The sequence below is a fragment of the Candidatus Neomarinimicrobiota bacterium genome, from assembly GCA_012964825.1.
Taxonomy (GTDB): Bacteria; Fidelibacterota; Marinisomatia; order Marinisomatales; family S15-B10; genus UBA2125.
In genome coordinates this window covers 23,404-37,151 of the sequence record DTTI01000034.1, presented here as the reverse complement: position 1 = coordinate 37,151, position 13,748 = coordinate 23,404, and the positions used below count along the sequence as shown (strand labels likewise).

Annotated in this window: 10 protein-coding genes; 7 read left to right on the top strand and 3 right to left on the bottom strand. The window is 48.2% G+C overall.

Annotated elements, in window-relative coordinates:
* The 3 genes from EYO21_02830 to EYO21_02820 form a co-directional block, all read right to left on the bottom strand.
* Positions 1–1,792: hypothetical protein (locus tag EYO21_02830; GenBank protein ID HIB02746.1), on the bottom strand; the 1,792-nt coding region annotated here is incomplete at its 3' end.
* Positions 1,793–1,797: 5 nt separating this feature from the next.
* Positions 1,798–2,901 carry an OmpA family protein gene (locus EYO21_02825; GenBank protein ID HIB02745.1) on the bottom strand — a complete coding sequence of 368 codons (1,104 nt, stop codon included), beginning with the start codon at positions 2,899–2,901 and terminating at the stop codon, positions 1,798–1,800.
* 226 nt (positions 2,902–3,127) lie between these two features.
* Positions 3,128–5,443, bottom strand: coding sequence for an adenylate/guanylate cyclase domain-containing protein (locus tag EYO21_02820; protein ID HIB02744.1), 2,316 nt, complete (start codon positions 5,441–5,443; stop codon positions 3,128–3,130).
* Positions 5,444–5,672: 229 nt separating this feature from the next.
* Here EYO21_02820 and obgE point away from each other — a divergent pair, with 229 nt between their 5' ends.
* The 7 genes from obgE to EYO21_02785 all read left to right on the top strand — a co-directional run bounded on the left by obgE (position 5,673) and on the right by EYO21_02785 (position 13,747).
* Complete coding sequence (obgE, locus tag EYO21_02815; protein HIB02743.1) at positions 5,673–6,674, top strand: GTPase ObgE; 1,002 nt, start codon at positions 5,673–5,675, stop codon at positions 6,672–6,674.
* A gap of 88 nt (positions 6,675–6,762) precedes the next feature.
* Positions 6,763–7,803, top strand: coding sequence for a bifunctional oligoribonuclease/PAP phosphatase NrnA (locus EYO21_02810; GenBank protein ID HIB02742.1), 1,041 nt, complete (start codon positions 6,763–6,765; stop codon positions 7,801–7,803).
* Positions 7,800–8,654: a 4-hydroxy-3-methylbut-2-enyl diphosphate reductase gene (gene ispH / locus EYO21_02805; GenBank protein HIB02741.1), complete on the top strand. Its 855-nt coding sequence runs from the start codon at positions 7,800–7,802 to the stop codon at positions 8,652–8,654. The genes EYO21_02810 and ispH overlap by 4 nt, the downstream gene beginning before the upstream one ends.
* Before the next feature lie 2 nt (positions 8,655–8,656).
* The gene (gene pdxS / locus EYO21_02800) at positions 8,657–9,538 is read left to right on the top strand and encodes a pyridoxal 5'-phosphate synthase lyase subunit PdxS (GenBank protein HIB02740.1); all 882 of its coding nucleotides are present in this window, start codon (positions 8,657–8,659) and stop codon (positions 9,536–9,538) included.
* Positions 9,538–10,122 (top strand): pyridoxal 5'-phosphate synthase glutaminase subunit PdxT, encoded by a 585-nt coding sequence (gene pdxT / locus EYO21_02795; GenBank protein ID HIB02739.1) that lies wholly within the window; start codon positions 9,538–9,540, stop codon positions 10,120–10,122. The genes pdxS and pdxT overlap by 1 nt, the downstream gene beginning before the upstream one ends.
* Positions 10,123–10,132: 10 nt before the next feature.
* The gene (dxs, locus tag EYO21_02790) at positions 10,133–12,001 is read left to right on the top strand and encodes a 1-deoxy-D-xylulose-5-phosphate synthase (GenBank protein HIB02738.1); all 1,869 of its coding nucleotides are present in this window, start codon (positions 10,133–10,135) and stop codon (positions 11,999–12,001) included.
* 18 nt (positions 12,002–12,019) lie between these two features.
* Positions 12,020–13,747, top strand: a complete 1,728-nt coding sequence (locus EYO21_02785) for a carbon starvation protein A (protein ID HIB02737.1) — start codon at positions 12,020–12,022, stop codon at positions 13,745–13,747.
* Position 13,748: the final 1 nt, after the last annotated feature.

Sequence of the window (13,748 nt, the reverse complement as noted above, 5' to 3'; positions counted from 1 at the left end):
TGGCTGAAGGATCCGAAACCTGATCTATCACAGGGGCGTCATTCACCGCTGTAACATTTACCGTTACGATAGCGGCGTCAGAATCGACAGTGCCATCGTTAACCTTGAAGGCAAAATTTCCGTGGATGTCTCCATTACCGTTTGAGGCGGAAACATAGATGACCCGGTGACTTCCGTCTGAAACTTGGGTTCCTGTTGAGGAGATGGCGTTTCCCCGGGTAGAACCGTTTGAGGTCTGATAGAGTGTTCCGTTACTTGGTAATGTGGTTATGGTATAGGTGAGGTCATCACCTTCATTATCAGTACCTGCCAGGGTAATGGTCTTATCCACGTCCTCAAGAGGAAAAGGAGACGCCACCGTCTGGGCTGTGGCTGTGGGTGCTGTGTTGCTGGCATAAAAGGGGAACTGAGATGACATGTGTCCCTGAGTACCAGAGCCCAATCCATACCAAACATGTATAGGTCCATTACTGGAGAAATAAATATCATCATCAGAAGTTTGACTTACAATGCGCCAGTATTTCCATGTTGCACTATTAATGCTTTGGGTGCCCATTGATGTCATGCCAAAACTGCTCGGACTGACTACTGAACTGTTTCCTCTCTTGATGGTAGTAGTCGCACTACTTTTTTCCATCAGAAACCAGGTATGCTTACTTCCACTAATTGCATCCTCAGGGTCACTAAAATAGGCATGATTGTAACCATCATCATCCACGTCGGAGCTTACAGGAGCCAATACAATGAAATCGAAATTGTTCTTCCCATTCTTATTCGATTCAGAAGCACCTTGATACCATACCATCACAGGTTTATTGGCAGCAATATATCTGAATTCATCATTATCCATGTCAACTTCAACGAATTCACCCTCATCAAGATCACTGTCAACTGAAGATCCATCTGCTGTTACTGAGGTATTGTCCTCGGTTGCAAGAACAATGGCGGCATTTCCACCGTTATTAGCGTCATGGTATGACACAGCAAAATAATCTTCACCCATTTTCTCTACCGGGACCAGTTGATCCATGCCAATGTCGCTACCATTAGAGGTGCCGCCTATAGAACCCATCCAGGTACCAGAGTTCACAACGATATCCTTGTCAGCGGTGATTTTTGTACCGATAATGTCGTTATCATAGGTGGCCTCACTGGAGGTCATGCCTAAGACATATGATTCTCCCTTATCAAGGGACTGTGACCATGAATTAGCATTCCCTCTGCTGTTCCAGTAGACGCCTGTTTTTGGATCAATGGTTACAGTTGTTCCATCTTCCGTGGCCATGATGGAAGCAAAGCTTGATTTGTCGTTTCCGGAAAAACCATTTTGCAAGAAGTGGGCAGAGTAAAATGTCTTTCCTTTTCCTTTGTCACCCTTTGAAGAAATCGTTGATGATTGAGATTGATTTTCTGTCTCAAGCTCCAATCGTACATAAAACTTCTTTGTTGTTGAGGTTAGGTAAAGCCCCTTGTCCTCATCGGAGGTACCAACAGCGTCCGCAAACAGGTAAGCAGGATGAGCACCCCCGTCAGCTATAGCGTATGCCCCTGGTGAGGTTTTGCTGATGCTAAGAGTAGTTAGTGTGTTCCCATTGGATTTTTTTACAGTTACGGTAAATGCACTGGTTTCCATGGTGGTTAGATGAAGTTTAAATCCACTGTCTTTTGGGCTTTGGTTTGATGAAGACGTATAGAGTGGTGGTAGATAGTGTTCCGTTGAATACTGGGCATACAGAGCGCCAGTGGAGAAAAGCAAGGTAAAGGAAAGTTGTTTTAGATAATTCTTATGCATAAGAACTACTTGTTGCAGCAATCCTCTGGCAATCCTGGGGGAGCACCGATGCCTTCTTCTTCAGCCGTCATTTCTGTGTAGGCATAGTAACCGGCACCGCCGCCTACGATGATTATTGGCACCAATAATGCGCCCAGGCCTCTTTTACATTTGTCAAGGCCGAAATTCACCACCAGCTCCCAGCTCATATTCTGGACCCTGTCGTAAAGATCCTTCTCGCTGCCAATAAAGTCAGTTGATACTTCACTCACAAGAACACCGTCGTCCAAATCAAGAAGCATAAGATCGAGGGTTCCACCCATGATCTTGCGTACAACAGTGCTCGAAATAGATACCTCGGTCCGGCGGTTTAAGGCATGGGCTATGTCTTGTTTTTGAGGAGTGTCGAGTGAATTGATATAATCTGAAGTCAGGATGTCACCCTCTTTTATGAACGGGTAGAGCCCCTCTTGCTGACTAGTGATTAAGGCCGGTCTTGTCTCGCCGTATCCCACCGCCCTTAACCGGTCGGGATCAACGCCGTTGTCAGTAAGCCATTTCATAACTGAATTTGCGCGTCGCTGAGAAAGGTCCAGGTTGTAGGCGTCAACGCCTCTTGTGTCTGTATGGGAAGAAAGCTCAAGGTTTATTTCCGAGTTGTCTTCCAGGAGACCCAGGAGATATAGCAGTTCGAACTGGGCCGACGGTTTTATCTTGTCACTGTTGAAGTCATAGAGAAGTTCTCTCATGACAATACCCCGGTCAGCTCCCAACAGATTCACACTATTGTCCAGGACAAAAGCGTGGGTGGCCTTCGTTTTTCCGATATCCTCAACTACGCAGTCAACGAACCGGCACTCCGTATTGTAGTAACGTTTTTTTATCTTGAGCCGTTTTTTAACCTTCCTTAGCTCTTTTGATAGTTTCTTGCTGATTTTTTTAGAGGTTCTTTTCGGGAGGTTATTTTGCAAAATATAGATGGTTGAATTACAGATATCTATATCCTGCTCCGATGTTTGCAACAAGTTGTCCAGGTTTTGCTCTTGTCCGTTAGCTGGAGACAGTGCAAGTATAAATGCACAGCAGGCGGACAGGATTATTAATCGGCAGGATCTCGTATTCAGTGACATGATGCTAGTTGAAATTTGTTAAATGTATTGTGAGTTCAGACCGCATAAATCCCCGGAGTAAAATTAGCCACAGTTACCATAATATTGGAAGCTCAGGTTGAAATCAGACTAAAATAAACTTATACACAGGAAAAAAATAATAGGCTTATTTCAACAGTAGCATCTTCCATGATGAAATTGGTAGTGCTGTTGAGGCGGTTAATTTTATGCCTGCAAAGCATGTTTATCAACTGGTTAAGCCAGCTTCAGCGCGTTCCCGATCTATGATCATCTCCATACGCTCCTGAAGTTTTATGAAGCCATCTTTTTTTCTAGCATTGGAAAGAATGGGATCTACAGTCCATGAAAGAAAATTGGTGTCATCAGCATATCCCCTGAAGCCGCTGTTTATTGCATCTTCAAGGCTGGCGACGGCTTTGTCTAGATCGTCCCGCATAGCATGAGTTCGAGCCAAGATAAAATATTGATGGTATGATTCAGCACCGGCGGCCAGTTCTTTCAATGCTTTCGACTCAATTTCTGAAAGGATTTTTTCAGTTTCGTCTGAATTACCCAGTTTTTTGTGGGCATAGGCCAGAAAGGATTTTATATGCTGGTTTGGGTTTGGGGTGGACAGAGCTTTTTCTCGGGCCTTTTCAAAATCGCTGGCCATGAGATGATAAAGGGACCAGAGACCGCTGATCCGGCCGTCATTTGGCCGGAGCTTAGCCAGTTCATCAAGAATGGTTTTAGCCTTATTTGAATTACCGCTGTTTAAATAATGGTGAAAGAGAAGGTTTCGGCATTCATAGGAATCTGGGATCTTCCTGATGCCTTCCATAGCTGTTTCCAGTCCAATTTGAACTTCATTTAGCATGAAGTAAGCGATGGCAATGCGCTCACTGGAGAACCTGTGGTTGGGGTTACTGGCACTAAATATTTTGAAATACTTTATGAATTGACTGATATCACCTAAATCATAATTTACAGTACCCACATTACCAATAGCCTCGGTGTAGCCTGGCTTAAGTTCGATGGCTTTCATGTTCAGTTTCAGCGCCTCGGTCTTCTTGTCGCTAAAATGTGCCAGAAGGGCTTTTGCTTTATAACCTTCAGCCAGTTCGGGATTCTGTTTCAAGGCCTCGTTTACAGCGGTATAACCCAGGTCACTAAATGTTGGATCTTTTGTCCTGTAGAATATCTGGGCATATGCGTTACCCAGGCCTGCATAGGCAAGAGAATATGAAGGGTCTATCTCCAGGGCCTGGCTAAAAAATTTCACTGATTCTCTAAAACCTTCCATGGTGTAGGAATAATACTGTTCTTTTCCTTTGAGGTAATAGTCATAGGCCTGTGTATCTGTGGTAGGAGTGGACGCCAGCTTTTCCTGAACCTTTGTTGAAAGTTTTGCTTCAAGGGAGGCGGCGATGTTTTGGGCGATATCAGTCTGAACGGCAAAGATATCATCAAGTTTTTTGTCATAGGTCTGAGTCCAGAGGTGATCATCTGATTTTATGTCAATGAGCTGCGTCACCACACGGACTTGATCACCCGCTCTCCTAACGGAGCCTTCCAGGATGGTGTTCACGTTCAGCTCTTTTGCTATTTCCACAACAGTTTTATTTGTCCCTTTGTACTGAAGTATGGAAGTCCTGGCGATGACCCTCAACCCCTCTATCTCAGCCAGATGACTGATGATATCTTCCGTGATTCCATCTGAGAAATAATCACTCCCCGATGCATCAGAGAGATTTTGAAATGGAAGTACAGCAATGGAACGTGACCGACTCGGATCACCACCAATTTCTTCACTCGAGCTGATATAGGACCCAATCATGAAGGCCAGTACAACGACCAGGAGTCCGCCCAGGGCAATGGGCATTATATTCTGTTTTTTCTTGCTGGTCTTTTGAGGTGTTGGTTGACTTTGCTTACCGCGACGGTCCTTATTCTCGGGATAGTCTTGGCCTGAACTTTGCCGCCGGTCCTCCCAGGGGAGGATGACCTTGTAGACCTCCGGGCTGTAGGTAATATTCTTCAGTTCCTTTTTACCGATGGAGCGGAAATTCATTTCTGTTTTATTCATAACCTGGCGGTAGACATCTTCCGTAATACAGATACCACCTGCATCAGCAAAAGGCTCAATTCGTGAAGCAATGTTTACACCGTCTCCATAAGCGTCATTATCCTTGACTTCAACATCACCCAGGTGGATCCCGATACGTAGGTTGATCCTCTGACTGAACTGACGGGTGGAATTAAACTCTACCAGGGTCTCCTGAATATTGACGCCGCAATTCAATGCAATCAGAATACTGTCAAACTGTGCAAAGAAGGCGTCACCGATTGTTTTGATCTGCCGACCGCCATGGTCCTTCAGGATCTTATTGACGATCTCTTGCTGATCTTCAAGAAGTTGAAGAGTGCCCGCCTCATCCTTTTGCATGAGTTCAGAATAATTCACCATGTCCGTGAACATGATGGCGGCAAGCCTTCGTTCGCTATGTTCTTGAGGTGTCAAACTAATGTTCCTTACTAAAAAAGATTCTCGGAGAAAGTACATCCTTTTTTGACGCGAGGAAATGCCTTTAGGCCTGAAATTTGGAATCCCCTCTGAACATTTTTCCTATTTAACCAGTCTATTATAATTGAGGAGTAGTTTCTCAAGACTACATGATTACTGCGCGAATTTCAGGAAGAACATAGCTGATCGGTGCCGGTAGTCAGTTGTCTGATCACTATATATAACTAAGTCCTGTCCTTGGATTTGAAGTGAAGTAAATTCCAGTGAAATGTTCGTCGACTATGCAAAAATCAAGGTTTCGGCCGGAAATGGCGGTAACGGCTGTGTAAGCTTCCGGCGGGAGAAGTATCTTCCCAAGGGTGGTCCTGATGGAGGTAACGGAGGAAAAGGAGGTGATGTTATTTTCAGGGTGGATAGCCAGCTCCATACACTTCAGGATATAAAGTACAGAAAGTCCTATGGAGCCGGCAGCGGAGGCGCCGGCTCCAGCAGCCGGAAAACAGGCCCTAATGGTGAGGATGTGATTATACCCGTGCCGCCGGGTACTGTCCTAAAAAAAGCGGGGGAGAAGCACATAATTGCCGATTTGGTGGATGATGGTGATGAGTTTCGGGGAGCTGAAGGCGGCTTCGGCGGAAGGGGCAACTCTGAATTTGCCACATCCACTCATCAGACACCTCGGGAGTCAGAACCGGGAAAACCGGGAAAAGAATTCATCTATGAACTAGAGCTGAAACTGCTGGCTGATGTGGGGCTGGTTGGTCTCCCCAACGCCGGGAAGTCCACACTCCTCTCCAAACTGTCCGCCGCCCGACCGAAGATTGCCGACTATCCGTTCACCACACTGGAACCCCATCTGGGCATTGTGAAATACGGTGATTTCGATTCTTTTGTCATGGTGGATATTCCTGGCCTCATTGAGGGTGCCAGTGAGGGGAAAGGGATGGGGATTCGCTTTCTCCGGCACATTGAGCGGACGTCGATCCTGGCTCTCCTTATCGATATTACTGACGAGGATCCGGATGCTACAGTCTCCACCCTCCTGGATGAGTTGAAGAACCATAACAAAGCACTACTGGATCGTCCTCGGCTCATGGTTTTCACCAAGCGGGACCTTCTTCCAGCGGATGCTGAAACACCTAAACTGAAGAACGGTGAAGCCACAGCCTTCATATCCAGTGTAACAGGGGAGGGGTTGTCTGAACTGGTTCCCCGACTGGCTGAACTTTGTTATGGAGGGACTGATCAGCCAGACTCTGATGGAACTTGAGCTGAAAGGCACCGTTATTCAGGTTTCTAGTAAACACTATGTTCGTGCGTATAAGGAGAAGGCAGATTAAATTTCTTGACTCGAGAAGATGAGTACTGAAATAGATAAGAATAATAGGTGGTCTGCCGTTCAGGAAATTCTGGATGGAGCGGAGAATATAATTATGTCCACCCATATGAACCCCGATGGGGACGGCCTTGGCTCCCAGCTTGCCATGGCAGACTACTTGGAAAGCAAGGGTAAAAAATTCACTATCCTCAATCCGTCGCCCGTCCCTGAGGACCTCTACTTTCTTTCGGAATATGCCGATTTTCGCCACTATGACAGGCAGACCCAAAAGCACATATTGGCCGCCGCTGACTTGGCCATCATCTTTGATATTGGGGATTATAATCGACTGGGCCACCTGGGGGAAGATCTGGAAGAATTAGGTATTAAACTTCTTTCCATTGATCACCACCCCCACCAGGAGCCGAACGGTTTTTCCCATTCTGTCCACGATGTCACCGCCTGCGCTACGGGTTACCTTATTTACGATTTTTTGAAATATGCCAACGGTTCCATGGAGACTATTTCCCTTAAGGCGGCCGAAGGGCTTTACGTTGCACTAATGACTGACACCGGTTCCTTCAGATTCAACAACACCGATGCCGCGGCCCACGAAATGGCGGGTGAATTGATCCGGTTCGGCGTCAGGCCGTATGAGCTTTATCAGCAAGTCTACGAGTCCGCGCCTGTGGAAAAGGTGAAGCTTCTAGGCGCTGTGCTGGAAAATATTCATCTTTCAGCCGGTGGAAAACTGGCATGGTTTATAGTTACCAGAGAGATGATCAAAGAAGCCGGCGCCTCCAGCACACATGTGGGCGGTTTTACCGATACGGTTCGGTCCGTTAAAGGTGTGGAAGTGGCTGTTATGCTCCACGAAATTGCAGATAACAAAACAAGATTGAATTTTCGCTCAAAAGGGAGGGTGAAGATTGATGATTTGGCACGACAGTTTGGTGGTGGTGGTCACCCATTCGCCGCCGGTGCTGTTGTGCGTCAGACCATGGACACCACCAGAGAGGCTATTATCCCCGCCACTGCCACTGAAATAAAAAAACAGCTGAGTGAAGGAAGCCAACTATGAAAATCACCATTGCTGGAGATGCGGGTTACTGTTTCGGTGTCCGGGATGCTGTGAACCTGGCCTACGAAAGTGCAGAGAAAGACGGGAAAGTCTACATGCTGGGAGACATTGTCCATAATGAACAGGTTGTAGCTGACCTCGCCCAGGCAGGGACCAAGGTGGTAGAAACTCTGGATGAGATTCCTGATGATAAGCCTGTCCTTTTCCGTGCCCACGGTACAGCCACCAGGGTGTGGGACGAGGCTGGTGAAAAAGGGCTCAACATTATTGATGCCACATGTCCTCTGGTTCAGGAAATACATGACGAAGTGAAAAAGCTTGAGAAGGACGGCCGGCAGATCATAATCATCGGTGACCACGGACATGATGAGGTGGTGGGGATTGAGAGCCATGCCAATAATCCCCTTGTTTTAGCCACCCCAGAAGAAGCCCGTGCCCTCCGGAAAATGAAACGGGTCGGGGTGGTGAGCCAGTCTACACAGACTATTGAGAATGTTAAGGAGATCATCAATATTCTCATGACAAAAGTTTTCGATCTTCACTTTATCAACACCATCTGCTTTCCTACCAAGCGGAACCAGGAGCAGATTAAGGAACTTGCTGCTGATAGCGATGTCATGGTGATCATAGGTTCATTTACAAGTGCAAATTCAAAGCGCCTGACACAACTGGCGTTGGAGATCAACCCAAACACATACCAAGTGAATTCTGCTGAGAATTTGGACCCGGCCTGGTTTGACCAGGTGGAAAAGGTCGGTATATCTGCTGGTGCTTCCACACCTGATTACCTTATAGATCAGGTTCATGAAAGGATTAAGCAGTTCTCACTTGAAGAAGAGGAGGTGTACTAATAATGGAAAAAGGTTCATTTGAAGTAAAGGTCGGTCTGGCTGAAATGTTGAAGGGCGGCGTCATTATGGACGTTACCAATGCAGAACAGGCGAAGATTGCGGAAGATTCCGGCGCCGTATCTGTCATGGCGTTAGAGCGCATTCCCGCTGACATCCGCTCCGACGGCGGGATTGCTCGCATGTCCAGCCCGCAGGTGATCAAGGATATCCAGGAAACTGTCTCCATTCCAGTCATGGCGAAGTGCCGCATCGGCCATTTTGCCGAAGGGCAGGTGCTGGAATCTCTGGGTGTCGATTTTATTGATGAAAGTGAAGTGTTGACACCAGCGGACGAGTACAATCATATTGACAAACATGCCTTCAAGGTTCCTTATGTCTGCGGCTGCCGTAACCTTGGCGAAGCACTTCGGCGCATCGGAGAAGGTGCCGCCATGATCAGGACCAAAGGCGAAGCGGGCAGTGGGAATATTGTTGAAGCTGTTCGCCACATGCGGCAGGTTCAGAATGATATCAAATCGCTGACTGTCCTTGGCGATGATGAGATTATGGCGAGATCTAAAGATCTCGGTGCTCCTTACAGCCTGGTGAAACAGGTGGCCAAACTTGGAAAACTTCCTGTACCCAACTTTGCCGCCGGCGGAATCGCCACTCCGGCTGATGCGTCTCTTATGATGCAACTTGGGGCGGAAAGTGTTTTTGTAGGCTCGGGTATCTTTAAGTCTGAAGATCCAGCGGTGAGGGCGAAGGCTATTGTTGCATCGGTGACCTACTACAACGACCCGGCCAAACTGGCGGAGGTTTCATATGATCTCCAGAAAGCCATGAAAGGTCTGGATATGGCTGAGATTCCTGAAGGAGAGCGCCTCCAGGAGCGTGGCTGGTAGTGAAGCGAATCGGCGTCCTTGGTCTCCAGGGGGCGTATGCCAAACATTTTGCAGTTCTGAAACAACTGGATGTTCAGTCTGTGGATGTACGGAGACCTGAGGACCTTAAAGAGTGTTACGGTCTCATCATCCCCGGCGGTGAATCCACCACAATGACCAAGCTCATCAATGAGATTGATATGTATGACGCGCTACTCAACTTTGCCGCTGATCGGCCCGTGTTCGGTACCTGTGCGGGTATGATCCTCATGGCTACCAAAGTAGATGATGACCGTGTGGAGACACTGAACCTTATCCATATGGAAATTGAGCGGAACGCTTATGGACGACAGGTCGATTCCTTCATTGATAATCTGGATGTTACTACCAATGGTCAGGCCTTTTCCATGCGTGGTGTCTTTATCCGGGCACCAAGGATCAAGAACCTGGGTGAAGGTGTTGAGGTCCTAGCATCCGTTAATGATGAACCTGTCCTTGTTCAGGAAGGGCACCACATGGCCGCTGCGTTTCATCCCGAACTGACGGGAGAAACCCGGATTCATGACTACTTTACTACCCTGAAAGGGGAAATGTCACTTGCCTGAAAAAACCAGTATCTTGGAGAGGGTTGATTCACCCCATGACCTGAGGCAGCTGGATCGCACGGAACTCTCTTCCCTTTGCGATGATATTCGCCAGAACATCATCGATGTGGTTGAAGAGAAGGGAGGCCACTTTTCATCTCCCCTTGGTGTTGTTGATCTCACCGTGGCCCTTCACAGGGTTTTTGATACTCCGAAAGATTTACTCATCTGGGATGTGGGTCACCAGTGCTATCCCCACAAGATTATCACAGGACGCCGGGACAGCTTTGATACTTTACGCCAGGGTGACGGCATCAGCGGTTTCTGTAAGCGTGACGAAAGTGAGTATGACGTTTTTGGTGCTGGCCATGCCAGCACCTCCATTTCAGCTGCTTTGGGTATGGCCCGAGCCCGTGACCTGAAAGGGGAAAAACACCGCATTGTGGCCGTTATCGGTGATGGCGCCATGACAGGCGGTCTTGCTTACGAAGGGTTAAACAATGCTGGCGTACTCCCGAGTCAATTGTTGTTGGTGGTGAACGATAACAAAATGTCCATTTCACACACAGTCGGTGCCCTGTCCCACTACCTCACAAAGGTGGTGACAAATCCGCTCTACAACCGTGTGAGGGATAAGATCTGGGAATTGACAGGAATACTTCCGGGAATCCCTAAGAAAGTTCTCCGCCGAATAGCGCACACCATCCAGGAGGGTCTCAAGCATTTTCTTGTGCCGGGTATGATTTTCGAGGAGTTGGGAATCAGGTATTTCGGTCCCATCGATGGTCACAATATGGATGAAATGCTGGAGGCGTTTCAGAATTTGAAGGGTGTATCATATCCGGCAGTGGTCCATGTACTGACACGGAAAGGAATCGGCAAAGAAAAAGCTGAAGCCGATCCGCTGAAGTATTATTCTCTTTCCGGCAACGGTGACGGCCAGGCTAAAGAGCCTTCTATAGCGCCGGGATACAGCAAAGTTTTTGGTTCCATCGCTTGTCAGCTTGCCGAAGAAGATGAAGATGTTGTCAGCGTGGTGGCGGCCATGCGGGAGGGAACAGGCCTTGTTCCTTTTGCTGAAAAATATCCTGACAGATTCTTTGACAGCGGGATCGCCGAAGGCCACACCGTAACATTTGCCGGTGGTCTGGCTGCATCTGGGCTGAAGCCCATAGTGGCCATTTATTCTACATTTTTACAGCGCAGTTATGACATGATCATCCACGATATTGCTCTACAGAAACTGCCTGTCCTGTTCTGTCTGGACAGAGCCGGCGTTGTGGGACCGGACGGCCCTACCCATCACGGTGTGTTTGACCTCTCTTTTCTCAGGTTAATTCCCGGTATGGCCCTGGCGGCGCCGAAAGATGGTAATGAACTGCGAGATCTCATGTACACCGGACTGAACCATTGGCAAGGTCCTTTTGCGGTACGCTATCCGAAAGCTTCATCCATGGTTTTTGATGAATCGCTGGCACCGAAAGCTGTTGAAGTGGGCACGTGGGAAGTTTTGAAAGAAGGAAGCGACCTTATCGTCCTGGCTGTGGGCAGCATGGTGATAGAAGCACGGGATGCACTTGAAAAACAGAACATGGATTTTCAACTTGTGAATGCTCGTTTCGTTAAGCCCCTGGATGAAAGGATGCTGGATGAGATATGCGAACAATTTTCAACGGTGGTTACCATTGAGGAAGGGTCTCTTGAAGGTGGTTTTGGGTCAGCCGTTATGTCCGCTTTGAATAAAAGAAATTTTATCGGGAAAGTACGTCAGCTGGGTATTCCAGATGAGTTTGTTGAGCACGGTGATCGGCGGCGGCTGTTGAACGACCTCGGTCTCACAGCGGAGAAGATTGCTGAAACGGTGTCAGAACTGGCAGCCTCGGTCTCAACCATCCCCTAGCCTGAATATCAACATAGAATGAATTCTGCACTCCTTGCCGTTATAGGTTTGTCGGCCTTTTATCTGGGTTATCGCTTCTATTCCCGCTGGATCTCTGACCAGATATACAAAACTGATCCTGACTTAAAAGTCCCTGCTCATGAACTGAGGGACGATGTGGATTACGTTCCCACGAAAAAGCACATCCTTTTTGGTCATCATTTCACTTCCATCGCCGGTGCGGCGCCCATCATTGGTCCCTGCGTAGCCGCCTACTGGGGTTGGCTCCCGGCGTGCCTCTGGATTATCCTCGGAACCGTTTTTATGGGTGCTGTTCATGACTTTGGTGCGCTGATTGTGAGCGTTCGTGAAAAGGGGCGGAGCATCGCTGATGTGAGCAGCAAGCTCATGAGCGATAATGCCCGCATTATGTTCCTTCTGTTTGTCATGATGTTGGTGTGGTTGGTGCTGGCCGTTTTCGCTATGGCCATAGCCGATCTTTTTGTGGGTGTCCCCAGCACTGTTCTACCCATCAATATAGAGATCCTGCTGGCAATTGCTGTGGGGTGGCTCATTTACAAAAAAGGTGTAGATGCACTGGTGCCGTCTCTTGTAGCTCTTGGCCTGCTCTACTTCTTTGTCTGGGTTGGAACAAAAACACCCCTCAGTTTTGAGAGTCTGGGCATGTCACCGACCGATGCGTCGACCACTTGGGTGATTCTGCTGTTTATCTACTCGGCCATTGCAAGTCTCTTGCCTGTTTGGTTCCTCCTTCAACCGAGAGATTTTATTAACAGCCACCAACTTCTTGTTGGGCTCGGATTACTTTACGCAGGAATTTTCTATGTTCGGCCTCTAGTTGAGGCTCCGGCCATCAGGATGGTGGTGGACCACGGCGCACCGCCTATGATCCCGCTCCTGTTCGTCACAATCGCCTGTGGTGCCATCAGCGGCTTTCACGGCCTTGTTTCTTCGGGTACGACCTCCAAGCAGGTGAATCATGTGAACGATACACGCTTCATCGGCTACGGCGGTATGTTGGGGGAGGGGACTCTGGCCCTTGCATCCATGATTGCAGCGGTGGCGGGGATTTCCCTCGTGGCTGCCTGCACACTGCCCTCTCAAGGGCAGGTGGCGGATCTTTCCTGGGCCGTCTATTATGACAGCTGGGCCCATGCCAGCGGTAACAAGGCGTCTGCTTTTGTTCTGGGCGGAGGTGCCCTCATTCAGGAATTGGGCGTTCCGGCCGAATTGGCAAAAACACTTATGGCAGTTCTGGTTATTTCATTTGCCGCCACAACCCTGGACACTGCCACACGTATTCAGCGGTTCGTCCTGTCCGAACTTGGCAGTGCTGTGAATATCAAGCTGCTGACAAACAGGTACATTGGAACAGCTGTTGCTGTCCTGCCGGCCCTTGCTTTAACTCTATGGAATGTGACCGATCCATCCACCGGTGCGGCCAAACAGGCGGGATGGGTACTCTGGCCCATGTTTGGTGCCAGTAACCAGATGTTGGCTGGATTGACACTCATGGTGGTAACGCTCTACTTCTGGCAGCTGAAAAGGCCAATCTTGCCGGTACTTATTCCCATGATCTTAGTCATGACAGGAACACTTGTGTCTATCATCATAAATACCATAGATTTTTTCACGAATAACTGGCTTTTTTTCGGCCTAAACATGTTTCTGATTGTCCTTATTGTCTGGATGATCTACGAAGGAGTTCAAACTGTAACCAGATCCCGGGTGACCGGATCTAACTAAA

Bases quoted from the DNA above. Each gene is read 5' to 3' on its own strand.
- ispH (HIB02741.1), top strand. From the start codon at position 7,800: ATGAAAATCACCATTGCTGGAGATGCGGGTTACTGTTTCGGTGTCCGG.
- EYO21_02825 (HIB02745.1), bottom strand. From the start codon at position 2,901: ATGTCACTGAATACGAGATCCTGCCGATTAATAATCCTGTCCGCCTGC.
- EYO21_02785 (HIB02737.1), top strand. From the start codon at position 12,020: ATGAATTCTGCACTCCTTGCCGTTATAGGTTTGTCGGCCTTTTATCTG.
- EYO21_02820 (HIB02744.1), bottom strand. From the start codon at position 5,443: ATGTACTTTCTCCGAGAATCTTTTTTAGTAAGGAACATTAGTTTGACA.
- EYO21_02810 (HIB02742.1), top strand. From the start codon at position 6,763: ATGAGTACTGAAATAGATAAGAATAATAGGTGGTCTGCCGTTCAGGAA.
- obgE (HIB02743.1), top strand. From the start codon at position 5,673: ATGTTCGTCGACTATGCAAAAATCAAGGTTTCGGCCGGAAATGGCGGT.
- pdxS (HIB02740.1), top strand. From the start codon at position 8,657: ATGGAAAAAGGTTCATTTGAAGTAAAGGTCGGTCTGGCTGAAATGTTG.